Genomic DNA, 25,086 nt, shown 5'->3' with positions numbered 1-25,086 from the left:
TTTTGCTGGTTCTCCTATCCCACCTAATCTGAGTACTGAATTATGTCCACATCTCAACGCGTTTTACCCGGCTTTCGGCTCTCTTTAGGCTATAGCGTTCTGTATTTATCGTTAATTGTTCTGATCCCACTATCTGCCATTTTCTTTAAAACCAGCTTAATGAAGTGGGATGACTTTTGGTCGCTTGTTTTATCGCCGCGTGCCTTGGCTAGTTATAAAGTCACCTTTGGTTCATCACTCATTGCAGCACTAATTAATTGCTTCTTTGGATTAATTGTTGCTTGGGCGTTAAGCAGATATCAGTTTTTGGGAAAGCGATTTTTTGATGCCTTAGTCGATTTGCCATTTGCCTTACCCACCGCAGTTGCAGGGATTACGTTATCGACTTTGTATTCAGCAAACGGCTGGGTAGGCCAGTATTTAGAACCACATGGCATCAAGGTTGCGTACACCCCATTGGGTATTGTGGTTGCGCTTACCTTTATTGGTTTGCCATTTGTTGTCAGAACACTCCAACCCGTTTTAGAAGACTTGGAATCAGAAGTAGAAGAAGCGGCCGCCTGCTTAGGGGCTAGCCGTTGGCAGACATTTGCCAAGGTAATTTTCCCAGCCATCTTACCGGCATTACTCACGGGGTTCACCCTCTCTTTTGCAAGAGCTATTGGCGAATACGGCTCGGTGATATTTATCGCAGGCAACATGCCGATGATTTCAGAAATTACCCCTTTATTAATTGTCGCCAAGCTTGAACAGTACGATTACAGCGGTGCAACGGCACTAGCACTCGTTATGTTAGTGATCTCATTTGCCCTGTTATTTGCAATTAATGGATTGCAATGGTGGACCAGCCGTCGCGGACAGCGTTAATTGGAGAAGAAGAATGACAACCCGAAAAATCACTCAGTCAACGCAAGAACCAGCATGGGTAAGGTATACCCTAATCAGCATTGCACTTTTATTTTTATTAGCCTTTTTATTCTTACCTTTAGTTTATGTTTTTGCACAAGCATTTGGAAAAGGGATTGAAACCTATTTAACGGCCATTCAAGAGCCAGATGCATGGGCAGCGATCAAGTTAACCCTGTTAACCGCCGTCATTGCCGTTCCCTTAAATTTAGTCTTTGGGGTTGCCGCCTCTTGGGCGATTGCTCGGTTTGAGTTTAGAGGGAAATCACTACTGATTTCATTCATTGATCTACCGTTTGCCGTCAGCCCGGTGATTTGTGGACTGATTTATATCTTGATGTTTGGTTCTCACGGTTGGTTTGGCCCTTGGTTACAAGCGCACGATATCAAGATCGTCTTTGCATTACCCGGGATTGTCTTAGCCACCGTTTTTGTCACATTCCCTTTTGTTGCACGTGAATTAATACCGCTCATGCAGGCACAAGGAAAAGATGAAGAAGAAGCCGCCATCTCTCTTGGTGCTAGTGGCTTTCAGACCTTCTTGCGGGTGACTTTGCCGAATATTAAATGGGGCCTTTTATATGGCGTCATTCTTTGTAACGCCCGAGCAATGGGGGAGTTTGGTGCAGTGTCGGTTGTGTCTGGCCATATTCGTGGAGAGACCAATACCATGCCATTACATATCGAAATTTTATATAACGAATACCAGCAGGAAGCAGCCTTTGCAGTTGCCTCCCTCCTGGCATTCCTCGCACTCATCACGCTGCTCTTAAAAACAGTTGTGGAGTGGCGACTTAAGAAACAACTAGCAAATCAAGAAGAATTGCCACCCGATGGCATCCCTACGCAACAAGTAGCGTCAATCTAAAGACGATATTGGAGTGAACTATGAGTATCGATATTCAACATATTTCTAAACAGTTTGGCAGCTTTGTAGCGCTAGACAATATTAATTTGAGTTTACCAACGGGCGAATTGACTGCGTTGCTAGGTCCATCTGGCTGCGGAAAAACGACACTATTACGAATTATCGCCGGAATGGAAAGTGCAGATAAAGGCCAAGTCCTGTTCTCTGGTAATGATGCTACCCACCTTCATACAAGAGATAGAAATGTGGGTTTTGTCTTTCAGCATTACGCCTTGTTCCGCCATATGACTGTATTTGAAAATGTGGCATTCGGTTTACGGGTAAAACCAAAGTCTGAAAGACCATCTGAATCTCAGATCAAGAAAAAAGTCAGCCAATTATTAGATTTGGTACAGCTAGGTTGGTTAGCAGATCGATATCCTTCGCAGTTATCTGGTGGTCAACGTCAACGCATCGCGCTAGCGCGAGCATTGGCAGTAGAACCGAAAGTGTTACTGCTAGACGAACCCTTTGGCGCATTAGATACCAAGGTGAGAAAAGAACTGCGCCGCTGGTTGCGCCATCTGCATGATGAAATGCACATTACGAGTGTCTTTGTGACGCATGATCAAGAAGAGGCGCTAGAAGTAGCCGATAAGGTGGTTGTCCTAAACAAAGGCAAGATAGAGCAAATAGGTACGCCGGACGAAGTTTATAGCCAACCTGCGACTCCCTTTGTTTACCAGTTTTTAGGGAACGTCAATGTGTTTCGCAGCCGTGTGCATGGTAGTTGGGCTGATATTGCCAATCACCATGAAGAGGGGGATTCAATTGCATTTATCCGCCCACACGACATTGAGATTCAAAGAGAGGCTAGCCTAGGCGCATTGCAAGCAACGGTTAAATTTGTTCATCCAATTGGCCCGGTTGTCCGAGTAGAAATTGCACATCAAAGTGAAACAATTGATGTGGAGTTATCTAGAGAGCGACAAACCATACTGAACCTGCGACATGGGGAACAAATTTGGTTTAAACCTAGGCAAGTGCAAGTGTTCGATAGTGTGGAAGACTTTGTGATTTAATTGCGTAGCACCGAAATAGCAATTAACCTTTATATACCCAAAAGAAATTAAAAAGTTATTTATTATTTCATGATCGTATGTAAAAATAGATTATCTATTTAATTTCTGGAACGAGAAAGTCGGTTAATTACCATGAAGCTACAACAATTACGCTACTTAGTAGAGGTTGCCAAACAAGGGCTGAATGTATCCGACGCGGCTGAGAAGTTGCACACTTCTCAGCCTGGTATTAGTAAACAAGTTCGTTTGCTTGAAGACGAATTAGGTGTGGATGTGTTTATTCGTCATGGAAAGCGCGTAGTTGGTATTACGAAACCAGGTAAGGCCGTTTTAGAAATATCTGAGCGAATCTTACGGGAAGCGGCAAATTTAAAACGGGTAGGGGATGAATTCTCTAGCCAAAGCGCTGGTAGCTTAACTGTTGCCACTACCCATACCCAAGCACGTTACGCACTACCCAAAGTCATCCAGCCATTCTTGAAACAATATCCAAATGTAAGTTTGTCGATTAAGCAGGGTAGCCCAACACAAATTTGCGAGATGGTACTTAGTGGTGAAGCAGATTTAGCCATCGCAACAGAAGGGATTGACCAGTTTAGAGAGCTAGTCATGTTGCCTTGCTATCAATGGAACAGAAGTGTGATTGTGCCAGACGGCCACCGACTGTTAGATTTTTCTGAAGTAACACTACAAGATATTGGTAAATATCCACTCGTGACCTATGACTTTGCTTTCTCTGGCCGCAGCAAAATGCAAAGAACATTTGAGTCAGCCGGAATTGAGCCTAACGTCGTATTAACTGCAATTGATGCAGACGTGATTAAAACCTATGTCAGCTTAGGTTTGGGGGTGGGCATTGTCGCTACCATGGCGTTTGAACCGGCAAAAGACATTGGGCTAAAAGCAATTGATGCCAGCCATTTATTCGAGCCATCTACAACGCGTATCGGCTTTAGAAAAGACACGTACCTCCGTGGCTTTGCATATGATTTCATCCAACTATTTGCGCCACACTTAACGAGAGAAGCCATTGAAAGCCAGATTACTCGTGCAGAAGAGTAAGGTACTTGTTTTCGGCGTACCAACAAAAACAGCCTCATAAAGAGGCTGTTTTTACTTTAAGCACATCAAACCTACTTTGACATAATTAGCTTCTAAAAGCAGATGCAGCTTCTGCCAATTCTTCTGCATGGCTTTGCATTTGCAATGCAGCACTGGCCGAGTTATCTACTGATGCTTGATTAGATAGGGTTAGATGGGCAACGGTTTGAATTTCACTACTCATGCTCTTAATGGCATGTTGCTGATCAGAGAGCGAGCTAACAATTTCTTGAATATGCTCGGTAATTTGATGTGTATTTTCACGAATGCCGCTAATCGATTCACTCGCATCAATGGTTGCTTGTACGCTAGTTGCTGAAGCGCTCACGCTGCTCTGCATCATGCTTACCGCGTGATCTACACTACCTCTAATTGCTTGAATTTGAGCAGAAATTTCGACAGTCGCATTCCCTGCACGCTCTGCTAACTTACGCACTTCATCTGCAACCACCGCAAATCCACGTCCAACCTCTCCAGCGCGCGCAGATTCAATCGCAGCATTTAATGCAAGCAAATTGGTTTGATCAGAAATTTCACGAATAGTATGGGTAATGCTCGCGATTTGATCTGTCTGTTTATTAAGATCATGTACCGCATCCGAAGCTTGCCCAATTTCAGTCGCAATTTTACGGATCGTATCCGCAGTAGAGTGAATCATCTCTTCACAATTGGTAATGCTCTTTTGGGTGTTAATCGCTTCTACCCCAATATCGGATGTACGTGTGCCCAATACCTCAACATTTTCTGCAATACGTTGCATACTGTCAGACATAGTTGCAGTGGCATCGCTTTGTTGATGAGAACTTTGTTGAATAGATTTTGAAGCGGTGGATAGGTTGGTGGCATTGGCACGTAACTCCATCGATAGATCTCGGATACGGCCTGTCATGGCTTTTAGCTGATCTTGCATCTTACCAAATGCTTCAAATAAGCTACCTTTTTCACCGGTAATGCGATGGGTCAAATCACCATTGGCAATTCTTTCAGCAACTGCTAGTGCATCGGCAGGCTCACCACCCAAAGTATGAAACACTTTTTTATAGGTGAAGATGCCACTAACGACCACGATTAAGGTCGTTAACACGGTTAAACCGATAATCAACATACTGAATTGTTCGATGTTTTGCTGGTTAGACGTCACCATCAGTAGGTTAGCGTCTTTTACACGCTTAGCAAGTTTATCCATTTCATCGGTTAATGCTGCTGCTCTATCATCAAAACCCGTCTGCGGCTTTTTCATGACTGCATTGCCAGCATCTCTGCCACTGGCAATGTAAGCATTTGCCATTTGATTACCCACATCAAAAAACACTTTGGATAACTCAGTGACACGGCCAGCATCTGCAGACATCGAGCTATCTAATGAGGCAATATTGTTAAGGTTGACTTGCAATGCATCATAATGTTCTTTGGCATCTGTCATGCCATCTTTATCACCCGTTGCACTCGCATCGGTCAGAAATTGCTGTACTTGAACAATATGAAAACGTGCATCTGCAATATTGACGGATAATCCTTGGGTTAGTCGGTGTTCTTCTGCATCTGCAACTTGCATTTTGCGCAAGCTTGCCATGCTTACCACGAGTAAAATAATCAGAAGAAGAGAAGAAACCACGGTGGCGCCGATCAATACAGACCGGAGTTTTAAAGAAGACTGACTATTCTGCATAACACTTCCCATCAATTGTTCGCGCTTTATGAGTATTTATTTTGCCTACTTCACAATATACGCACATTAATCTTTGTCAAATAAAATATTAACAAATTAATAATTAACTTATTTAAGTGAGTGATATTAAACGCATTTTTTGCTTAATCACATTTTGTAGTTCGATTAACTTTCCACTAAAGAAATGATTGGCGCCTGGAATAAGAATCACCGGAATTCCCTGTGGCCTAATCCAATCTAACAGGTTAGTTAGCGGCGCAATCTCGTCAGTTTCTCCATGAATAACAACCGCTTCTTTACTCACCAATGGCGTGTGATACACCCGTTTGCTTTCTACCGTGCCAGAAGGGGTGCCGAGCAAAAATAGTCCTGTCAGCGGAATATTTCGTTGTGCGAGTCTTTCTGCCAATTTGGTTTGTACATAAGCACCAAAAGAAAAACCAACTAAAATAAGTGCTTGATTAGGGTATTGAGACAATAGCCAATCGGTCACAATTTCCAGATCATCTGTTTCACCTTCACCGTGATCATGCGTGCCAGCAGTATGTCCAACCCCACGAAAATTAGGTCGAAAAACAGAATAGCCAAGTTGCTGAAATAACTTTGCTAATAAATGGGGGATTTTATGTGCAGCACTTCCCCCCATTAACGGTTGGGGGTGCGCAATGAGGACAATGCCTTGACTTGCAGCTAAGGGAAAATCACAGAAAACTTCAATTTGGCCAACAGGGCCAGAGACAAGGATGGTTTGTGTTTCTTGACGTTGCAATTTTATTTTTACCATAAGGTTCAATTACTTAAGCATTGAACCTTAAGTAAATGATGATTATCGATTCGCTTTTGCCTCACGTTTTCGAAGATATAATAGCTGATCAGCCTTTCTAATCATCGAACGGACATCAGGCATTTCATCTTTTTTCTCAGCATAGCCTACCGTTATCGTACACTGTTGGCTACCCGCACTAATATTTAGTTTTGCCACAGCGTCTCTTAGCTTTTCAGCCAAAATATGAGATTTAGTCTCATCAAATCCTGGGCAAATTAACCAAAACTCATCTCCACCGACGCGGCAAAGTTCATTGCGAGGACCTGCGACGGTTTTTAAGGTTTTGGCGATTAGCTGCAATACTTCATCTCCGCGCTCATGCCCGTAGAAGTCATTTACTTGCTTAAACCAATCTAAGTCAATTACCAAGCAAGAGAGCGGCTCGCTCATTCTACTCGACTTACCCCATGCCTGTTCAAGATGTTCGATTGCAAAACGGCGGTTAGAACACCCCGTTAGCGAATCGGTCATGGATAATTCTTGCAATTTACGGTTGCTATCAGAGAGTTCAGCCGCAAGTTCATGTACTTCTTTATACTGCCGAGCGGTTTCTCTTTGATAACGAATCATCCGTTCACCCGCTTTTAGGCGAGACAACAACACCCGTTCTTTAATTGGTTTAGGCACATAATCATTAGTACCCGCCTCAAACGATTCGACTAGATGATCCTCTTCAGATTTAGCAGTGAGCACCAAGGTAAACATCGATTTACCCCAAGGAGCTGAACGAATTTTTTGAATCAGTTCTAGACCACTCATCCCTGGCATCACCCAATCGGTTACCAATAAATCTGGGCGACTATCGTTCATCATGCAAAGCGCTTCTTCACCAGTTGTAGCAACAATCAAGTTGTAGCCTGCATTTTGCAGAATTTCGGTCAGCAGTAGTCTGGTAGATTTTTCATCATCCACCAACATTAAAGTGAGTTTTTCTTGGGAAGTATCTAGTGACTTAGACAGTACATCAGGGGAATTAATAACTTCCGTTACCCATTCAAAATTCATCCAACTTGAAGGGTCTAAATTGAGTAGCGAACTCCAAGCAGGTAGGCTTTCTGAAATCTGTAGGCCGATATCCAATACTTGTGTCATCTCTAGAGAAATACGGGCACTCCAGAGGTTTAGATCAGAAATCTTTTCGGCTGTTCTTGCTTCTTTGTTGCAGATTAAATCTGCCATCACATTCGATAAGGCAAGTGCACTAAGTAAGCCATATTCACGGCTACCAGAAATCAAACTCCCTTTATCGGGTAACCCATACGCTTCAATTGGCGCATAAAGCACAGACGGGATTCCCCAGCTGCGCAATAACTCCGCGCTCAGCTCCCAGTGATTTAATCCTAATGTATCCGTTTCTACTTGTTCTAACGTTAAGTTGGTTTTTTTATTAACGTGATCTAATAACTTGGCGTAAGGTTCAGGAAAAACGGAAGCAAGCGCTAAAGAACCAATATTAGCCAATAAGCCAATCGAAAAAGCTTCATCTAAGGCAGCCAGCCGAACCCGTGTAGAAATCGCCTGAAAACTTAACCCTACAAGTAAAGAATGAAGCCAAAAACGATTGTAATCAAACGCTTTGCAGCGAGGTTTTTGATCATGCTCAAGAATAGAAAAACCAATCACAATCGCCCGCAATCCAGGCAAGCCAACCATCATCAGCGCTTCTTTAATGCTGACAACCGCCCGCCCAGTGGTACGTGCACTATTCGCGACTTTTAATAACTTCGCTACAAAAGCAGGGTCTGCACTAATTGCCCGCTCCAATTCACGAATAGAGACATTGTCATCGTTCGTTAATTGAATAATCCGCATCGCAGATGCAGAGGGCGAGGGTAACTCCGCAGAGCTGAGAACCCTTTTAATTAGTACATTCTTGTCTGGTGCCGACATGGGTATTTACTTGTGAGATTTCATTTAAACGATGGTTATATTTCACGCAGTTGTGATTTTTAGCATGCTTAATACTATTTAGATGAATATAAGAATGAAGTAAAGCGTGAAATGACAAATTGAAGAAAATATTATGAAATAAGGGGCATTTCTTTGGGAAATATCAATCTTTCTCAAATGGGTACTTGTATTTAAACAGTCTAAATACTTGGAATGTAAAGTAACCTGTCCCTGCATGAGACTGGGACTTAGTGCTTTTTCAACTCGACTATTTTTTATTGCGGTTGATCCAAAATATCACGGTGATTGACATCCAACTTTACTCTCATGCTTGTGGATTGCCCATGAGAGTCAGTTGCCGTCATTTTAACCAATAGTTCGCTATTCACCGGGGCTGATGGCACAATTACTTTGCAAAACCGGCGCACTTCACTATTAAATCGTCAACCTGCAGGCAAAGGCTTTCCATCCGCTTGTGTCGCGGTAATTTTGAAGTCATCCCCCAGTAAATCTATCCCTTGCATATAGCGCCCAGAAAGGTCGTAAACACTTTCAGCCTCATTTTCTAGGCAAACTTTCTTTGGAGAAGTAACAAGGCGGACATAACTAGCCATTTCCTCTTGTAGTGCAGCATCTGTTTTTGCCAACTGTTTCTTCATGCTTCTTAATACTTGCTGGCAAATAACTTCTGCACAATCCTTCTCTGAGACTTGCATTTTCTTTGGCGAAGTTGGAATAAAACGAATATCAGGGTTGAACACTTTGCCATTTAGTCTAGAGGTATTCCAAGATAGAGCAGGAGGAACCGAAACATCATTATCGGTTAGCTTCTCAAACTCAACCATTCCGGAGTAGTTAATTAACTTACCCTGATAGCTAGCCCAAGTTTCAGATCGATGATAGCCACGTACATTCCCAGTTGGAGCAACGGCACCTTTCATGGATAAATACTGATAAGCCCCTTGTGTTTCTACTTCAATCTGAGAGCCAAACGATTGATACTCCCGCATTCTATGCCATCTAGGAAGGTTAGTAGGGATGATGATTTCTCGGATAATAGGTTCACATCCAATACAATAATTTGGCAGTTGGGAAAGTTGCACGCTTTCCGGAATCTCTCCCTGTGCAACGAGTGCTTTCGATTCGGCTGATAATCCATCTGTCGAGAGCGGATAGCCAAATTTCAACGCCAAGTTTTGCTTTGAATGATCAACAGTATAAGAAGCTTTGATTGAAGCTATCCCACTCTTACCGACTTCATTGGCTGCCCCGGGTAGCTGAACATTCATCATAGAGAATTGATTATTTGCTGGCGTTTGGGAAAGCATAAAAGGGAAAAGGAATAACTCACCATATTCGCGATGCAGTGGCATAGATTGAATACTCGCATGCTTATAAAAGGCATCCGTAGATAACGAATTCACATTAATACTATTTAGTTCGAGTAATTCAGCTTGTTTTAACGGTAGATCAAAACTCAACAACCAATGAGCCGTTTGAGCATCTATCGAGGCAGCAACTTTTAGATCAACTTGCTTGCTTTTCGTCTCGACCTTAGTCTCTACATGAGGACTAGGGATTGGTCCAACCCCCTCTAGATTTCCAAATAAACGAAAACGCTTGGTGGTTTTCTTTGTCTTTCCTTCAATGAGTTGAGAGGGGAGATATGTCGCCGATACATGAAGCTGTTTTAGCAAGGTGCTAAATACCGATTTTTGCTCATTAGGAGATAACAAAGGATAAGAAAATGTTGCGATTTCAATTCGAAAATGACCAATTGGATCAGTTGCTGCATTGACACCAAAAGAAAACAAACAAAGACTAAATAACCCACCCAATCTTGCCAACACAAGGCGGGAAAGCTTCATACGCCACAAACTCATCACAATCAAAACCTATTAAACGCAATTGTTTAATCATAACAATTTATGCATCCTGCATCTAAATTGTCTTTATTCATCAACAAAGCGGTGAGAGCGTTTTTTTGAGGCGATTCATATTTTCTTAGACAGCCAACCTTTAGCCCACTTATTACGCACTTTTTTTACCAACACTTCTTTAGAGAAACGACATCCGTTGTTTCCTCTACAAAAATAATTATACAAAAATGTATACAACATTATTGACACGCTGAAAATCTATCCTTTAATATTTATGCATACATAGATGCATACATTAATCATGTATACGGTATGTACCACCCCTCATGTAAGCGAAGCAACTTTTTGAACCCCATGTAGTAATCGTGCCAAAACGGAGAGACGACACATGAAGTCTACAAATTTCACTCGCAGAACACTTGTTTTAGCAACACTGGCAACAATGGCTGTAGGTAGTACTGCTTTTGCAGAAGACTTATTGGTAAAGATTGGTTTTGCAGGTCCATTGACAGGTGCTTCAGGCCATCAAGGGGTGGATCAAGAACGTGGTGTGCGTATTGCACTAGAAGAAGCTAACGCAAAACAACTGAAAATTAACGGCAACACAGTTAAGTTCCAAATTCAATCAGAAGATGATCAAGGTGATCCAAAAGTTGCTACAGGCGTTGCACAACGCTTAGTAGATAGCAAAGTAGCAGCTGTTATCGGCCACTATGGTTCTGGTGCAAGTATTCCTGCTTCTCGCATTTATGGTGATGCTGGCATCCCTCAAATTTCTGCATCTTCTAGCAACCCTGTACTTACTAGCCAGGGGATTAAATCTGTCTTCCGCGTCATTATTAGTGATGACCAAATGGGGCAGTACGCCGGTAGCTATGTGGTGAAATCACTCAAAGCTAAGCGCATTGTTCTGATTGATAACCGTACCGCCTACGGCCAAGGTGCTGCTGACGAAATTGGTAAGGCGATCAAAAAAGAGGGTGGCAATATTGTCATGCGTGAATTCACTAGTGACAAAGTGGTTGACTTCACCTCTCTTCTAACCGCTGTGAAAGCTGCTAACGCAGATGCCATCATTTTTGTAGGTGAAGATTTCCAAGCGGCACCGATGGCAAAACAAATTAAAGCCTTAGGGCTAAAAGCGGCATTCATGCCAATTGGCGGCTTAACCAATGACACCTTCATCAAAATGGCAGGTGAGTCTGGTGAAGGTACATTGAGCTGGGATTACGGTTTGCCAATCGAAAACATGCCGAAAGGTAAGGAATTCGATCAGAAAATGAAATCGAAGTTTGGTACTGGCGTTATTCAATTTGCCCCACTTGCTTATGACGCCACTTGGGCTGTGATCAATGCCATGGTGAAAGCCAATTCTGCAGATCCTAAAAAATATCTAGCAGCAATGAAAACTAACAAATTCCAAGGCTTAAGCGGCCCAATTGAGTTCACTGCAAAAGGTGACTTAAAGCAAGCTGCAGCTACTTTGTACACCTTGAAAGGTGGTCAGTGGAAAGTGCTTGAAGTGAAGTACGGCCAATAATCGTAATAGGGAAGTGGCTGTCAAATTGCCACTTCCCATCAACTGTAGTTAATGAATGTCGTTGGAATAGTTTATTCCTGAGTTTTATTCTCTTTTGGAGTGGAAATAATGCAATTAACCGGTATTTTACCAGCCTTGGTTACCCCTTTTAACGCTAAAGATGAGGTCGACCACGATACGCTGGCAAGTGTGATTGAATATCAATTAGCAGCTGGTGTTAGTGGTTTTGTCCCATTGGGCTCTACTGGTGAATACTATGCATTAAATAATGAAGAGCGTAATGCAATTCGTAAAACGGTAAAAGAAGTTGTCGGCAACCGTGGTATTTTGATTGCAGGCGCAAATGGCTCAAACACGCGTGAAGTGATCGATCAAGTCAAAATGACACGCGACTCTGGCTATGAGGCTGTGCTAATTGCACCTCCATACTACGCGTTACCTTCTCAGCCAGAATTAATCGGCCATTATCAAGCTATTTTAGATGCGGTACCCGATATTGAGGTGGTGCTTTATAACTACCCTGTTCGTACCAATGTTGAAGTGGGTTTTTCAGTGCTAGATGCATTTAAAGATCACCCACGCGTGATCGCGATTAAAGAAAGTAGCGGCAATTTACTTCGTGCGATCGAGATTGGAGATAAATACGCTGACAGTTACCAATTATCTTGCGGCTCAGATGATCAAGCGTTGGACTTCTTCTTATGGGGGGCAAGCAGCTGGATTTGTGGCCCTGCAAATTTCTTGGTTAAACAGACCGTAGAAATTTACAACAAATTTAAAGCTGGTGATATTTTCGGCGCCCAAGCCGTTATGCGCTCACTTTTCCCTGTTCTGGCAAGCATGGAATCTGGAAAGTTTGTACAAAAGGCAAAATATGGTTGCGAACTAGCAGGCTTTAATGTGGGTAATGCTCGCATGCCATTACAACCTCTGACAGCTGAAGAAAAAGCAGAATTCAAAAAAGTATTCGAAGCTTCACAGAAGTAATCTTTTTTGAAAAATCGCACTTACCCTACTTTAAGTTTGGTAAGTGCGGTCTAAACAAATCATTATGACTATACGGAAAACAATATGAGCAATATTTTCAAGTGTATTGAAGGCCATACAGAAGGTATGCCAGTAAGAATGGTTGTTAGTGGGGCACCTGAGTTGGTTGGTCATACGATGAATGAACGTCGCTTATATTTCATCGAACACTTCGATTGGCTAAGAAGATTGTTAATGTTAGAACCGCGTGGTCATTCACATATGTCTGGCACACTGTTTTATCCCCCCGTCAGTGAGGATGCTGATTTTAGTTTGTTGTTTGTAGAAACATCTGGTTGTTTGCCAATGTGCGGTCATGCAACGGTTGGCTCTATTACTTTTGCTTTAGAAGCAGGGTTAATTACGCCAAAGAAAGCCGGACAAGTCACCGTCGATGTACCAGCTGGTAAAGTAACCGCAACCTATCAACAAGAGGGCAGCAAAGTAACATCAGTACGCTTTACCAATGTGCCAAGCTTTTTACTCTATAAAGATGTTGCCTTAACTCATCCATCTCTAGGTAAATTGGTCGTAGATATTGCCTATGGGGGCAATTTTTATCCCATCGTCGAAGTTCAAGAGAACTTTCCTGGTTGTGAGTTTTTTGATGCCGAACAGTTGTTGGTTTGGGGTCGTGAAATGCAACAAACCATTAACGCAACGATGAATATCGTCCACCCAGATAACCCGGATATCCGTGGTATAAAACACTGCATGTGGACAGGGAAAGCATTAGCCGAAACTTCAGATGGACGATCAGTAGTGATTGCTGGCGATAGTCTTATTGATCGCTCTCCATGTGGGACGGGCTCTTCTGCACGTGTTGCCCAACGATTCGCACGCGGGTTATTGGCGAAAGATGGCAGTTTCACGCATGAAAGTTTAATTGGCAGCCGTTTTATTGGGCGCGTAGAAAAGGAAACCAAGTTGGAATGTGGTTTACCAGCCATCTTGCCAAGTATTGATGGTCGAGCATGGATTACTGGCAGAGCAGAATTCTACTATGATCCTAGCCAACCTTACATTGATGGCTTCAATCTATCCGATTTTTCACCAAAAAAATCCGTCTAAAACCATTTGCTAGATGAGCAATGTTGCCATGAATACAACGAGTAACCAAGGTAAACAAGTGACCGTCATTGGCGGTGGAATTATTGGTTTATGCTGCGGCCTTTTTTTACAGAAAAAAGGATTTTCTGTCACGATAGTTGACCCAGTTGCGCCGGCAGACTCCACCGCCAAGTGGAGTTGCGGTCAAATGGCCGTGAGTGAAGTCATTCCGCTGTCTAAGCCTGGTATTTTGAAAAAAGTACCCGGTTGGCTTTTAGATAGTAAAGGTCCGTTGGCTTTGCGCCCAAGTGCAATTCCTCGTATTTTGCCGTGGTTGCTTCGATTTGTAGGATCAGCGAGGCATAGCAAGATTTTAGAAATTTCAGAAGCAATAGGTACCCTAACCAGTGATGTTTACAGTGATTACGATCTCATTCTAAATGACTGTAAAGAGAAAGACTTATTAGGTAGTACACCGGTGCTAGAAGTCTTTGACGCTTACAGTTCTATCGAGAAAGATAAAGCACATTTTGATATTCGTACATCACTAGGGTTTAAGTCTCGCATTGTAAACGGTAAAGAAATTGGTGATTTGGAACCTGACTTTGCTGGTAAGTTTTCCCATGGTGTCGTGTTTGAGGATTGGCGCACCGTAAAAGATACTGCGGGTTTTCTGCAAGCACTCGCTGACAGTTTTACTGAACAGGGTGGGATACTGATTCAAGACAAAGTGGTATCGCTAGATTATCGGGCAGATGTCGCCACGGGCGTTAAATTGATGAGTGGCAAACATATTGCTGCCGATCAGATTGTCGTTGCTGCGGGTGTTGGTTCTAATGACTTTTTTAAATCATTGGGATTATGTATTCCATTAGCTGGAATTGCTGGTTATCAGGTACTCCTACCCAATTCAGGAAAACAACTGTCTCACTCTGTTATTTATGCAGATGGTGGGTTTAGTTTTAGCCCTTTTAGCCGTGGTTTACAAATTGGCGGTACGATTGAATTTGCTGGTAAAGATGCAGCACCTAATTTTGCAAGAGCAGACATTATTTTGGAGAAGGCAAAAAAGATTTTCCCGGATATGAATGTCATTGGCGCAGAAACCGCCGTTGGGTATCGCCCATTCCTACCAGATACCAAGCCTATTATTGATCGTTCAAACAAGTACAAAAATGTATTACTTGCGTTTGGACATGGGCAACTCGGGCTAACGTTGGGCGCAACAACGGGCAAGATCATCGCCGAAATGGCATGTGGTAATCCATCTCCGGTTAATCTTGCGCCTTTTAGTGCCACTCGGTTTATGTAAATGATGTCCAAATAAGGTTACTCACCATATTTGCATAATCGGACGTCTTACATAGGCTAGACCAGTTATGTATACTCTTCTGTGTGCAAAAAATTGGTAGTAAGGAACTAGGCAATGAGCGAGCAAGAGACGAAAGCAGAATCATCATCTAAAAGACATAGCGGGCGCTATATTTATGAAGAGTTAAGAAAACAAATTTTAACGCTACAACTTAAACCTGGTACGCCATTAGATGAGATTTCACTTGCTGAACAGTTTGGCTTGTCTCGCTCTCCTGTGAGAGATGCGCTAGCGAGATTGGTAAGCGAAGGTTTGGTGACTATTTTGCCAAACCGCACCACATTAGTTACTCCATTTGAAATTGATGAGTTTCCAAAATATGTGGCTGCTTTAGACCTATTGCAGCGTTCTGTTACTCGGCTGGCAGCCTTAGAACGATCAGATAAAGATTTAAAAGCCATTAACTCGGCACATGACATTTACCGAAAAGCAGTAAAAAGTGGTGATTATCAAGCAATGTCAGAAACGAATAAAACCTTGCATCTACTGATTGCAAAAGCGGGTGGTAACCAATACTTAACCATGCACTATGAGAGGTTACTAGGAGAAGGCCAACGCTTATTGCATTTACATTTCGATTATTTGGTTAAACATAGTTCGGATGATGAATTAGGCGGTGATCACATTGATCTTATCCAAGCAATTGAAATGAAAGATGCAGATTTGGCAGAAAAACTTGCCCATGAACATACCGTGTTGTTTCAGAAACGTTTTCTGGATTATTTGAGACAAAACAGCACTAGAGATATTTCTGTTTAAACAACATTAGACATTCATAAAAGCCGTGGTGTAGTTCCACGGTTTTTATTTACCCCAATAAAGTTTGTACACATAATTGAATACATAAAAAGTTTTTTGGGCTGCTAGAGAGACACGATATGAGGGGGTGTCTCTCTAGTTAGTTCCAATCTACGATAAGGAAACCATATGATTTCCAACCAAACCGCCCCAACGGTCATTATTGGTGCAGGCATCATTGGTGCCGCGCTTGCATTTGAGCTTCAACAAGCAGGAAAACAAGTTGTCTTAGTAGATAAAGGGGAACCAGGCAAAGGTGCATCATTTGGCAATATGGCCAGTATTGCTGTCACTGAGTTTATGCCTGCATCCCGCCCACATACATGGCTAAAAGTGCCTGGCTGGGTATTAGATCCTGAAGGACCTGTACGTTTTCGCCCTTCTTATATGCCTAAACTAGCCCCATGGTTAATGCGGTTTCTTTGGGCTGGTCGGCCTCAAAAAGTTCGTGAATTAGAAGATGCGGGAATGGTGTTATGCAAACGGGTCTACGATGATTTTTTACCCATGCTAGACAAAATTGGCATGAGAAATGCACTTTCAGAACAAGGGTGCCTTAGCTTATATGCATCAGAAGCTGAATTTAAAGCAGATAGAGATCATTTAAATATGATTGAACGTATGGGGATTAAAAGTCCCGTACTAAATCAAGCGCAACTTCAAGCGCTAGAGCCAGCTATTTCTAATCAGATCCAAAAGGCAGTGCTGTTTCCACTCAATAAATCTATTAGTAATCCGTATTTACTCGTTAAAACCTTGATTCAACAGGTTGAAAAATTGGGTGGTCGTGTAGAAAAAGGGAATGTTGTCGGGTTTGAAATTCAAGATGGAAAGGTATCGTCTGTCCATTTAAAAAACAAACCTTTTATCGCTTGTTCTGAAGTGATTATTGCCGCTGGTGCTTATACAGCTAGGCTTTCTGCTTTATTAGATGAGTCTATTCCCTTAGAAACCGAACGTGGTTATCACACACAGATTCAGCAAAGTGGCGTGGAACTTAAGCATTCTCTCATCTGGCCTGCAAAGGCATTCATGGTTACGCCAACAGCAGGTGGAATTAGAATTGGCGGCTCTGTTGAGATGGCCGGTTTGGATGCTGACCCTGATTTTAAACGGGCAAAAATTTTAGTGAAGCGTGCAAAAATTGCATTGCCAACATTAAACACAACGAATGCCCAAGAATGGATGGGACATCGTCCCGCCTTACCAGACACGGTTCCTGTCATGAGCAGATCAGAAAAAATGCCAAACGTCTTTTACTCATCAGGTCATGGTCACTTGGGCTTAACTTACTGCGCAACTGCAGCCAAATTAATGACTGATCTCATTGTGAATCAACCAAACGCGATTGATATGAGGCCTTATCGTTGTGGTCGTTGGTAGTATTTCTTTATACAACATAAGAATAAACAGCAGGTATATGAAATGAATAAAGCAATTGTGAACCGTTGGTTCAATGCCTTAGAAATTGTCGAAGTGCATTGCCAAGGTGAAATTGGTAAAGTGATTTTTAGCGGAGCCGCTGAAACACCGGGTAAAACTGCGCTAGAAAAAATGAACCATATCAACCAAGTAGATGATGCCTTAAGAAAATTTGTGACCGCCGAGCCTAGAGCCTCTGTACAAATGTCTTTTAATCTTCTTGTTGAGCCTTCTCATCCAGATGCGGATGCGGCATTTATTGTACTTCAAGCAGACAAAGCCCATGCGATGTCGGGTAGTAACTGCATTTGTGTCGTCACCGCCTTGCTTGAAACTGGCAAAGTGAAAATGCTAGAACCGCAAACCATTGTCAAAGTAGAAACCCCTGCGGGCTTAATTACAGCAGTTGCTCACTGCGAAGAGGGGCGCTGTGTTTCAGTTACCTTACAAAATATTCCCTGCTACTCGGAAACATTGGATTACGAATTTGATGCGGATGAGTGGGGTACACTAAAAGCAGATATTGCATTTGGTGGTGTATTTTATGCGATCGTCGATGTTCAGCAAATTGGTTTAACCATTGCCCCTGAAAATGCACGATTGCTTGCAGATGCCGGCATGAAACTAAAAACCAAGCTCAATCAGGCCGTCACCATTTGTCATCCAGAATTACCAGGTGTAGAAGGCATTGCCTATGTCATGTTTAGGGAATGGGAACCGAACGGGATAGTGAGAACCTGCACCACATTAAAACCGGGTAGAGTAGATAGATCACCCTGTGGAACTGGGAGCTCGGCTAACTTGGCTACCATGCAAGCCAGAGGTCAAATCAAGCAAGGGGAAAAACAAATTTCCCGTTCAATTATTGGTGGACAATTTTCAGTTGAGTTTGCCAATCAGACCACTATTGGTAACAAACCAGCGGTAATCCCAAAAATCACTGGTAGTGGTTGGATATATGGCATTGAATATCTTCGTCTAGACCCTCGAGACCCATTTCAGAATGGATTTGCCCTCTCAGATACTTGGGGGCCTGATGTCAAAGAGTTTTTCTCCTGAAGAATTGTTCTTCTTCTCATTCTTCATCCGGCGAAGATGAGTTGTTGGAGAGTGGGAGCTTCAATCATTGAGGCTCCCCATTTTTCGCACGTTCTGACAAACTAGTACTAATTTTCTAGTTCAAATACTGCATATATATCATTGATATATATGCTTATTTTTTATTTTACATTTTCATAGCAACTTCATCTCTTTCTTTTTTTAGCCTCTCTTTTTTTCTTTTATCAATGCTATTGACACGTCAAAAATCTATCACGTAGTATATGTATACATTGTTGAATACATAAAAGAATTTAAGAGTGTATTCAATAAAGGGTTGAGAAAATTTCTCTCCTCTCTAAAGAGGTTTGGGTCTGTACAAAGGGGAAAAGTACAGACCCCATTTTTTTCTAGATAGCAGGCAAAGGAGATAGTTATGCAATCCAAATGGATTAGCTTAATTGGCTTGTTGATAGCAAGTAGTACACAAGCTGAAGTGCTGAAAATTGGATTACAAGGCACATTTCCTCCTTATGACTTTATGAAAGAAGGCAAGTTAACCGGCTTTAATGTGGATATTGCCAATCGCTTATGTGAAGTAATGAAAGTTGAATGCAAGTTTGTACCTACCAAATGGGACGCACTCATTCCATCGGTTGAAAATAAAACGATAGATGCAGCAATTGCCTCAATCACCATCACCCAAGCCAGAAAACAAAAAGTACTGTTCTCAACTTCATATACGAAAGTATCAGGCAGTTTCATTGGCAAGAAAGGTAAGTTTCTCACTGCTTACGTCACCAATTTTGATCTTAAAAACAAACGCTTAGGCGTTCAGGCCAATACCATTTATAGCGCTTATGTTGCGGCCAAATACGCAAATGACCCTCAAATTCACATTTCAGAATTCCCCTCTGCAGCAGATATGTACGCTGCGCTAAAAAACAGTGAAATTGATATTGCACTAGACGATATTGTCTCTGCCTACGAAGGCCATTTAAAAGAAAAGGAATGGCAAGGGTATGAACTAGTTGGCTCTCCTGTACGCGACTCTAAATACATGGGAGATGGGGAGGGGATCGCCGTGAACTTGAACAATCCAGCGTTAAAAAAGCGGTTTGACGTTGCTCTTAGCCAAATTATAAAAGATGGCTCTTATCAAAGAATTATGTACAACTATTTTATTTTCAATGTGTATGGAAAATAGCCCTGTCAGGGCTAACCAACTTTTTATCACGACGTTTCAATGAAGGAAAAATAAATGCTCGTTTTTGACAAATTATTTATCAATGGGCAATGGGTAAAGCCAGTCAAATCTCAAACTTTTGATGCGATCGACCCAAGCAGCGAAGAAATTATTGCGAAAGTAGCATCGGGTACAGAAGAAGATGTAGACCTTGCGGTAAAAGCTGCGCGCGAAGCATTCGATAACGGCCCTTGGCCAAAAATGAGTGGTAAAGCACGTGCAGTGGTTTTGCGTAATATTGCAGCGGGCATTCGTGACAATATTGAAGCCATTGCCACCTTGGAGACGCGTGATAACGGTAAACCATTACCAGAAGCCATGTGGGATATCGGTGATGCAGCGGGATGCTTTGAATTTTACGCAGGACTTGCGGAAGAACTAGATAGCAATAACGAAGAAACCATCACCTTAGCTGATGATCGCTTTTCTTCTAAAGCAATCAAAGAACCGATTGGTGTCGCTGGTGCAATCATCCCTTGGAACTACCCATTATTGATGGCCGCATGGAAAGTTGCACCCGCCCTAGCTGCAGGGTGTTCGATGGTGCTAAAACCATCTCAAGTGACCTCGCTCACCGCCGTAAAGTTAGGTGAAATAGTAGAAAAATCCGGTCTACCAGCTGGTGTGCTTAACATCATTACAGGAAAAGGTCGTGATGCTGGTAATGCACTTTGTGATCATCCGATGGTTGATAAATTAGCCTTTACTGGTAGCGTGCCTGTGGGTAGCCAGATCATGAAGTCTGCCGCTAACGATATTAAAAACGTTAGCCTGGAACTTGGTGGCAAATCTCCCTTCATCGTGTTTGACGATAGCGATATTGCGGCGGCTGTCGAGTGGATCATGTTTGGTATTTTCTGGAACCAAGGCCAAGTATGCTCGGCAACCTCGCGCGTACTTGTACAAAAAGACCTATACCAACCACTGCTAGACCGCCTGGTGGAAGAAACCAAAAAGATCAAAATCGGCAATGGTTTGGAAGAGGGCGTATTGCTAGGGCCATTAGTCAACCAAAACCAATATGATCAAGTACTTGCCGCCGTAGAAAAAGGAAAAGCCGAAGGTGCCAAACTGCTAGTAGGGGGCAAACGCCCAGAAGGTTTCGACAAAGGTTATTACTTCGAGCCAGCCGTTTTTGCCGATGTGCCTACAGATAGCTGGATCTGGAACGAAGAAATCTTTGGACCAGTGGTGTGCATCCGTGCGTTTGATTCAGAGGAAGAGGCGGTGCGTTTAGCCAATGACTCACGCTTTGGTCTAGCTGCAGCCGTCATGTCTAAAGACAAAGTCCGTTGCGACCGTGTGGCAAAAGCATTACGCGCGGGGATTGTATGGGTCAACTGCTCGCAACCCACCTTTACCGAAGCACCATGGGGTGGCTACAAACAAAGCGGTATTGGCCGCGAATTAGGTAAATGGGGTCTAAACAACTACCTAGAAACCAAGCAAATTACGACTTACGAGACCGAAGCACCGTGGGGCTGGTATATTAAATAATTCCCCACCATGCAAAAAAGCCACGGCCTCACTGAAATGAGGCTGGTGGCCCATGAGAAAAGGTCAATATGAGTACGATTGGTTTTATTGGAACAGGCAGAATTTCTGCTGCCATGATTGACGGTCTGGCAAAAACAGTTGGACATACAGATCAAGTCTGGATTTCTCCTAGAAATGCAATTTTGGCAAAAGCATTAAAAACTAGACATGCACATGTTGAAATAGCCAAGGACAATCAAGAAATCATCGATCACTGTGAAACCATCGTCATTTCTGTTAGGCCACAAATCGTATCAGAGGTATTAAGTGAACTTTGCTTTAAGCCAAATCAGATTGTGATTAGTCTTGTTGCTACCTTATCTATCGAGCAATTAAAAGAATTAATTAAAGTACCAGTCGCACTCAATAGAGCCGTTCCCCTCCCATTTGTAGAAAACCAAAGAGACACTACGCTGGTTTATCCAAAAGCAACGCCACACTGTCGGGATTTATTCAACCGACTAGGCCAAATCATTGAGATTGAAGACATTAATTTACTCAATGTCTTTACGGTAGCTAGTGCCATGATGGGTACGTATTTTTCATTGCTTGATAACTTATCACTTTGGATGCAAGAAAAAGGGGTAGAAGAGGGCGATGCAAAACTGTATTTATCCAATTTATTTAACGAGTTAGGTCATATCGCTAAACAACCCACCTCTTTTGCGCATTTGCAAGATGAATACTCTACACCAGGTGGTTTAAATGAACGGATGGCAAAGTCATTTCTGAATGCTGACACGCAGAGCCATTTATTTGGCGCCCTCAACCAGTTATTAGCCACCGTTACAAACAACGCGCTTGCCAATACGAAAAAATAATAACCACTTAATGAAATAGGCCTCATCAACTTACACATTCAACACGTGTAGATGCTAAACAAACATGACAACCACTTTTAGACAATCCGCCATTTCCGGCATTAAAGACTACCTGCCACTATGTTTAGGGCAACTTCCATGGGCATTGGCTTCTGGGGTCGCGATGAAATCTGCTGGTTTTAGTCTTTGGGAATGCATAGGTATGACATTGATTGTCTATAGTGGCAGTGCACAACTAGGTACTTTGCCACTTATTGTGTCTGGCGCATCTATCTTTGTCGTTGGACTGACAACCATTGCCTTAGCACTCCGTTTTCTCATCTTTAGTGCATTAATGGCGCCTGCATTTGAAGGCTGCAATAAGAAGGTGAAAATCTGGGCTGGTTATGTAATGAGTGATGGTGTCATTGCTGCGTATAGCCAGAAAATTTTAGCGGATCCCCAGTTAGAAAGTAGAACCGGTTTATACCTTGGCACCAGTAGCTTTAATGTTATGACATGGATGCTAGGCACCGTTGTTGGCGCTGTTTTTACCCAGCAAATCCCTGAAGAATATCACTTTGAATTCATGGCGACGATTGCACTAGCCATCTTGCTTGCGCCAGCTCTCAAGCAATGGAAAGCCGCTGCCGTCTGTTTAGTGAGTGGACTCACCGCCTGCCTGCTGATCCAATTACCAATGCGATTAGGCTTCTTTATTGCCATCTTAGCTGGCTTAGGGACCGGGGCCTTATTCGAAACGCTAGAGAGAAAACGTAAATGATTGAAGATAAAGTTTATCTATGGTCTTGCTTCTTGGTGGTCGGGATAGTGACATTTGCAATGCGCAGCAGCTTTATCGTAGGAGGAAAACGTTTTCAGCTCCCTCCTACGATTCAACAATATCTGCGTTATGCACCAACAGCGGCATTAGCCAGCATCGTTGCCCCTGAAATCTTTATGAAGCATGGTCAAGTCACACTAATGAGTAACGAATCTATCGCCACGCTTGTCGCCATTCTTAGCGTCTTCCTCTTTCGCCAAACTTGGATTCCATTTATGACGGGCATGGTTTGCTTGTTAGTATTAAACGCAAGATAGGTTCAAGGGACGACATTACCCAACAGACGGTTCTTGCAGACAAACCGTATTAAACTGAATGATTGGGCTGATATTGGTGTAATGCTTCATATCCGACTGTAACACCGCAGCGTGTGGCATAAACGCGTCTAGAAAATCATCTTTTGAAGCAAAGTAAAACCGGCAGATCGCGATAAAAGATAGGGCTACATCTGGCGAAACGCCAGATTCACCTTGTTCAACCATCACGCCTTTATAGCCATGATGAGCAGAAAGCAATTTCACAGACATCGGCATGTGCTGTTGGAGGTAATAATTAACATCAAAGAAAGCGTCAGACTGCAAAGGGTAGAGAATGGAAATAGAAATCATGATTTGCCTTTCGTACTAAGCGATAAATACCAAAGGTAAACCTTGTCCTATAGGGCAGAGTCAACTAGCCGGCTGACCAAAAGTTCTTTCTATTTCTTCTTGCAAAGCAATTAAGTCTGCGTCCTGCATGTTTAGCTTATTCATTTCCTCTGCAATTTTTTGCCTTTTCTCCAAGATTAATTGCTTTCCAATTTGAAATGAAAAATGTCCAGTCTCTTGACGATGAAGAATTAGCGCAGACATTTCTTTCAGGGTAAAACCGACAGCCAAACCGCGCCGAATCATGTGTACTAAAACAATATCTTGCTCTGAATAAAGCCAGTATTTCCCTTGCCGCTTAGCAGGAGGCAAAAGGCCTATCGACTCATAAAGACGAATCGCCTTGGGGGATGCGCCGGTTAACGCGGCTAGTTTGCCAATAAACATCGTAATAACCATTGTTATTGTTGATGTGTGATCTTAACAAACCTTGCGGCTTATTTTACTTACAACCGATAGTTGACTACCAGCACACAAAGCTTAATTCCCGCGTTTACACAAAGCGTGCCTCAATCGACAAGGAACTTTCGTTTCTTTTATTTGATCCACTATCCGCCACCAAAAAGACCCCATATTTGGCTTTGTGATGCTAAATTGTTCACCCATGCTAGGGAAACTAAGCGCAACGCCTTTTTCACTTGCAGCGACAAGCACTCGCTCAAACGGCTCTTGCCATGGGTGCAGGGCAAGATCAAAAGTGCCATTATGAATCGGTAACAGGGTTTTTCCCTTTACATCGAGATGGGCTTGTACCGTTTGTTCTGGCTTCATATGGACAAATGCCCAACGGTCATCGTATGCGCCGGTTTCAATCATGGTGAGATCAAATGGGCCTAGGCGGTTTCCAATTTCCTTGAAGCCATCAAAATAACCAGTATCGCCACTAAAGAAGATACTCGTATTTTCTGCAAAAATAGACCACGAACACCAAAGGGTTTGGTCTCCATCAAACAACCCTCTGCCTGAAAAATGCTGCGCAGGGGTTGCATGGAATGCCACACCAGACAAATGAATGCTCTCCCACCAGTCTAACTGGCGGATTTTTTCTTTTTCGATGCCCCATTTCTCTAAATGATCACCAACGCCAATTGGGGTAAGGAAATATTTCACTTTTTTGTTTAAGGCGAGTACCGCCTCTTTATCGAGATGATCGTAATGATTATGGGACAAAATCACGCCTTCGATAGCGGGTAGGGCGTCTATTGAAATAGGCGGTTGATGAAAGCGTTTTGGCCCCATCCAAGCAAAAGGGGAGGCTCGTTTGCTAAACACGGGATCAGTCAGCCATAATTTTTGCTGAATTTTAAGTAAGATCGTGGAGTGTCCAAGCCGGAACGCACTGAGTTCTGGTGCTTGCTCAATCTGTTCTTTCGTCAGTGGGGTAACTGGGATTTGGCCTTGTGGGACGGTATACGCTGGTTTTCTAAAGAATTGCCAAAGTAGCTTTAACGTCGCCCATCCCCCAATAGATGGTTTTGTGTAGAAGTTTTGGTACTTTGCATCAATACGTTTGGATGGGCGAGGACCGTTATTTGTTTGATTTATTTTATCCATGTTGATCACGCT

The 25,086-nt window shown here is 42.8% G+C and carries 23 protein-coding genes; 16 read left to right on the top strand and 7 right to left on the bottom strand.

Annotation, left to right across the window (positions count from 1 at the left end; all coding sequences use genetic code 11):
* Positions 1–42 precede the first annotated feature (42 nt).
* The 4 genes from cysT (at position 43) to cysB (ending at position 3,897) form a co-directional block, all read left to right on the top strand.
* Entirely contained in the window at positions 43–867 is an 825-nt protein-coding gene (gene cysT, locus LIN78_RS15870; protein ID WP_227181850.1) for a sulfate ABC transporter permease subunit CysT, read from the top strand.
* Between the two features lie 13 nt (positions 868–880).
* Positions 881–1,774, top strand: a complete 894-nt coding sequence (cysW, locus tag LIN78_RS15865) for a sulfate ABC transporter permease subunit CysW (RefSeq protein WP_227181849.1) — start codon at positions 881–883, stop codon at positions 1,772–1,774.
* A gap of 20 nt (positions 1,775–1,794) precedes the next feature.
* Positions 1,795–2,835: a sulfate/molybdate ABC transporter ATP-binding protein gene (locus LIN78_RS15860; RefSeq protein ID WP_227181847.1), complete on the top strand. Its 1,041-nt coding sequence runs from the start codon at positions 1,795–1,797 to the stop codon at positions 2,833–2,835.
* 132 nt (positions 2,836–2,967) lie between these two features.
* Positions 2,968–3,897, top strand: a complete 930-nt coding sequence (gene cysB, locus LIN78_RS15855) for an HTH-type transcriptional regulator CysB (RefSeq protein WP_227181846.1) — start codon at positions 2,968–2,970, stop codon at positions 3,895–3,897.
* A gap of 85 nt (positions 3,898–3,982) precedes the next feature.
* Here the strand turns inward: cysB and LIN78_RS15850 are convergent, their stop codons facing one another.
* From LIN78_RS15850 to LIN78_RS15835, 4 genes are all read right to left on the bottom strand, one after another.
* Entirely contained in the window at positions 3,983–5,605 is a 1,623-nt protein-coding gene (locus tag LIN78_RS15850) for a methyl-accepting chemotaxis protein (protein ID WP_227181844.1), read from the bottom strand.
* A gap of 112 nt (positions 5,606–5,717) precedes the next feature.
* A complete protein-coding gene (locus tag LIN78_RS15845) occupies positions 5,718–6,374 on the bottom strand; it encodes an alpha/beta hydrolase (RefSeq protein WP_227181843.1) in 657 nt (218 codons plus the stop codon).
* 57 nt (positions 6,375–6,431) lie between these two features.
* A complete protein-coding gene (locus tag LIN78_RS15840) occupies positions 6,432–8,321 on the bottom strand; it encodes a GGDEF domain-containing response regulator (protein WP_227181842.1) in 1,890 nt (629 codons plus the stop codon).
* Between the two features lie 443 nt (positions 8,322–8,764).
* Complete coding sequence (locus LIN78_RS15835; protein WP_227181840.1) at positions 8,765–10,204, bottom strand: hypothetical protein; 1,440 nt, start codon at positions 10,202–10,204, stop codon at positions 8,765–8,767.
* A 385-nt stretch (positions 10,205–10,589) separates the two neighbouring features.
* Between LIN78_RS15835 and LIN78_RS15830 the strand changes: the two genes are divergently transcribed.
* From LIN78_RS15830 to LIN78_RS15775, 12 genes are all read left to right on the top strand, one after another.
* Entirely contained in the window at positions 10,590–11,741 is a 1,152-nt protein-coding gene (locus tag LIN78_RS15830) for a branched-chain amino acid ABC transporter substrate-binding protein (RefSeq protein WP_227181838.1), read from the top strand.
* Positions 11,742–11,849: 108 nt separating this feature from the next.
* Positions 11,850–12,728, top strand: a complete 879-nt coding sequence (locus LIN78_RS15825; RefSeq protein ID WP_227181837.1) for a dihydrodipicolinate synthase family protein — start codon at positions 11,850–11,852, stop codon at positions 12,726–12,728.
* An 84-nt stretch (positions 12,729–12,812) separates the two neighbouring features.
* Entirely contained in the window at positions 12,813–13,838 is a 1,026-nt protein-coding gene (locus LIN78_RS15820; protein WP_227181836.1) for a 4-hydroxyproline epimerase, read from the top strand.
* Positions 13,839–13,866: 28 nt separating this feature from the next.
* Complete coding sequence (locus tag LIN78_RS15815; RefSeq protein WP_227181835.1) at positions 13,867–15,129, top strand: NAD(P)/FAD-dependent oxidoreductase; 1,263 nt, start codon at positions 13,867–13,869, stop codon at positions 15,127–15,129.
* Positions 15,130–15,243: 114 nt separating this feature from the next.
* Complete coding sequence (locus tag LIN78_RS15810) at positions 15,244–15,948, top strand: GntR family transcriptional regulator (protein WP_227181833.1); 705 nt, start codon at positions 15,244–15,246, stop codon at positions 15,946–15,948.
* A 168-nt stretch (positions 15,949–16,116) separates the two neighbouring features.
* Positions 16,117–17,370, top strand: coding sequence for an NAD(P)/FAD-dependent oxidoreductase (locus LIN78_RS15805; protein WP_227181832.1), 1,254 nt, complete (start codon positions 16,117–16,119; stop codon positions 17,368–17,370).
* A 42-nt stretch (positions 17,371–17,412) separates the two neighbouring features.
* The gene (locus LIN78_RS15800; protein ID WP_227181831.1) at positions 17,413–18,468 is read left to right on the top strand and encodes a proline racemase family protein; all 1,056 of its coding nucleotides are present in this window, start codon (positions 17,413–17,415) and stop codon (positions 18,466–18,468) included.
* Between the two features lie 415 nt (positions 18,469–18,883).
* A complete protein-coding gene (locus tag LIN78_RS15795) occupies positions 18,884–19,654 on the top strand; it encodes a transporter substrate-binding domain-containing protein (protein WP_227181830.1) in 771 nt (256 codons plus the stop codon).
* Positions 19,655–19,708: 54 nt separating this feature from the next.
* Positions 19,709–21,190, top strand: coding sequence for an aldehyde dehydrogenase family protein (locus tag LIN78_RS15790; protein ID WP_227181829.1), 1,482 nt, complete (start codon positions 19,709–19,711; stop codon positions 21,188–21,190).
* A 68-nt stretch (positions 21,191–21,258) separates the two neighbouring features.
* Positions 21,259–22,050: a pyrroline-5-carboxylate reductase gene (locus LIN78_RS15785; protein WP_227181828.1), complete on the top strand. Its 792-nt coding sequence runs from the start codon at positions 21,259–21,261 to the stop codon at positions 22,048–22,050.
* 64 nt (positions 22,051–22,114) lie between these two features.
* Positions 22,115–22,813, top strand: coding sequence for an AzlC family ABC transporter permease (locus LIN78_RS15780; RefSeq protein WP_227181827.1), 699 nt, complete (start codon positions 22,115–22,117; stop codon positions 22,811–22,813).
* A complete protein-coding gene (locus LIN78_RS15775) occupies positions 22,810–23,130 on the top strand; it encodes an AzlD domain-containing protein (RefSeq protein WP_227181826.1) in 321 nt (106 codons plus the stop codon). Before LIN78_RS15780 ends, LIN78_RS15775 begins: the two co-directional genes overlap by 4 nt.
* Positions 23,131–23,145: 15 nt before the next feature.
* On the opposite strand, the gene LIN78_RS15770 is transcribed toward LIN78_RS15775, so the two are convergent.
* From LIN78_RS15770 to LIN78_RS15760, 3 genes are all read right to left on the bottom strand, one after another.
* The gene (locus LIN78_RS15770) at positions 23,146–23,481 is read right to left on the bottom strand and encodes an EthD family reductase (protein WP_227181825.1); all 336 of its coding nucleotides are present in this window, start codon (positions 23,479–23,481) and stop codon (positions 23,146–23,148) included.
* A 60-nt stretch (positions 23,482–23,541) separates the two neighbouring features.
* A complete protein-coding gene (locus LIN78_RS15765) occupies positions 23,542–23,907 on the bottom strand; it encodes a MerR family transcriptional regulator (RefSeq protein ID WP_227181824.1) in 366 nt (121 codons plus the stop codon).
* Positions 23,908–24,000: 93 nt separating this feature from the next.
* Positions 24,001–25,074 carry an MBL fold metallo-hydrolase gene (locus LIN78_RS15760; protein WP_227181823.1) on the bottom strand — a complete coding sequence of 358 codons (1,074 nt, stop codon included), beginning with the start codon at positions 25,072–25,074 and terminating at the stop codon, positions 24,001–24,003.
* Positions 25,075–25,086: the final 12 nt, after the last annotated feature.

The organism is Leeia speluncae, assembly GCF_020564625.1.
In the GTDB taxonomy this organism is placed as follows: Bacteria; Pseudomonadota; Gammaproteobacteria; order Burkholderiales; family Leeiaceae; genus Leeia; species Leeia speluncae.
This window is presented reverse-complemented; position numbering and strand designations above follow the sequence as displayed.

Excerpts from the sequence above, each read along its gene's own strand:
- LIN78_RS15805 (WP_227181832.1), top strand. The coding sequence starts at position 16,117 with ATGATTTCCAACCAAACCGCCCCAACGGTCATTATTGGTGCAGGCATC.
- LIN78_RS15835 (WP_227181840.1), bottom strand. The coding sequence starts at position 10,204 with ATGAGTTTGTGGCGTATGAAGCTTTCCCGCCTTGTGTTGGCAAGATTG.
- LIN78_RS15785 (WP_227181828.1), top strand. The coding sequence starts at position 21,259 with ATGAGTACGATTGGTTTTATTGGAACAGGCAGAATTTCTGCTGCCATG.
- LIN78_RS15780 (WP_227181827.1), top strand. The coding sequence starts at position 22,115 with ATGACAACCACTTTTAGACAATCCGCCATTTCCGGCATTAAAGACTAC.
- cysT (WP_227181850.1), top strand. The coding sequence starts at position 43 with ATGTCCACATCTCAACGCGTTTTACCCGGCTTTCGGCTCTCTTTAGGC.
- LIN78_RS15820 (WP_227181836.1), top strand. The coding sequence starts at position 12,813 with ATGAGCAATATTTTCAAGTGTATTGAAGGCCATACAGAAGGTATGCCA.
- LIN78_RS15760 (WP_227181823.1), bottom strand. The coding sequence starts at position 25,074 with ATGGATAAAATAAATCAAACAAATAACGGTCCTCGCCCATCCAAACGT.
- LIN78_RS15795 (WP_227181830.1), top strand. The coding sequence starts at position 18,884 with ATGCAATCCAAATGGATTAGCTTAATTGGCTTGTTGATAGCAAGTAGT.
- LIN78_RS15810 (WP_227181833.1), top strand. The coding sequence starts at position 15,244 with ATGAGCGAGCAAGAGACGAAAGCAGAATCATCATCTAAAAGACATAGC.
- LIN78_RS15770 (WP_227181825.1), bottom strand. The coding sequence starts at position 23,481 with ATGATTTCTATTTCCATTCTCTACCCTTTGCAGTCTGACGCTTTCTTT.
- LIN78_RS15815 (WP_227181835.1), top strand. The coding sequence starts at position 13,867 with ATGAATACAACGAGTAACCAAGGTAAACAAGTGACCGTCATTGGCGGT.
- LIN78_RS15775 (WP_227181826.1), top strand. The coding sequence starts at position 22,810 with ATGATTGAAGATAAAGTTTATCTATGGTCTTGCTTCTTGGTGGTCGGG.
- cysW (WP_227181849.1), top strand. The coding sequence starts at position 881 with ATGACAACCCGAAAAATCACTCAGTCAACGCAAGAACCAGCATGGGTA.
- LIN78_RS15800 (WP_227181831.1), top strand. The coding sequence starts at position 17,413 with ATGAATAAAGCAATTGTGAACCGTTGGTTCAATGCCTTAGAAATTGTC.
- LIN78_RS15825 (WP_227181837.1), top strand. The coding sequence starts at position 11,850 with ATGCAATTAACCGGTATTTTACCAGCCTTGGTTACCCCTTTTAACGCT.
- LIN78_RS15840 (WP_227181842.1), bottom strand. The coding sequence starts at position 8,321 with ATGTCGGCACCAGACAAGAATGTACTAATTAAAAGGGTTCTCAGCTCT.
- cysB (WP_227181846.1), top strand. The coding sequence starts at position 2,968 with ATGAAGCTACAACAATTACGCTACTTAGTAGAGGTTGCCAAACAAGGG.
- LIN78_RS15765 (WP_227181824.1), bottom strand. The coding sequence starts at position 23,907 with ATGTTTATTGGCAAACTAGCCGCGTTAACCGGCGCATCCCCCAAGGCG.
- LIN78_RS15850 (WP_227181844.1), bottom strand. The coding sequence starts at position 5,605 with ATGCAGAATAGTCAGTCTTCTTTAAAACTCCGGTCTGTATTGATCGGC.
- LIN78_RS15830 (WP_227181838.1), top strand. The coding sequence starts at position 10,590 with ATGAAGTCTACAAATTTCACTCGCAGAACACTTGTTTTAGCAACACTG.
- LIN78_RS15860 (WP_227181847.1), top strand. The coding sequence starts at position 1,795 with ATGAGTATCGATATTCAACATATTTCTAAACAGTTTGGCAGCTTTGTA.
- LIN78_RS15790 (WP_227181829.1), top strand. The coding sequence starts at position 19,709 with ATGCTCGTTTTTGACAAATTATTTATCAATGGGCAATGGGTAAAGCCA.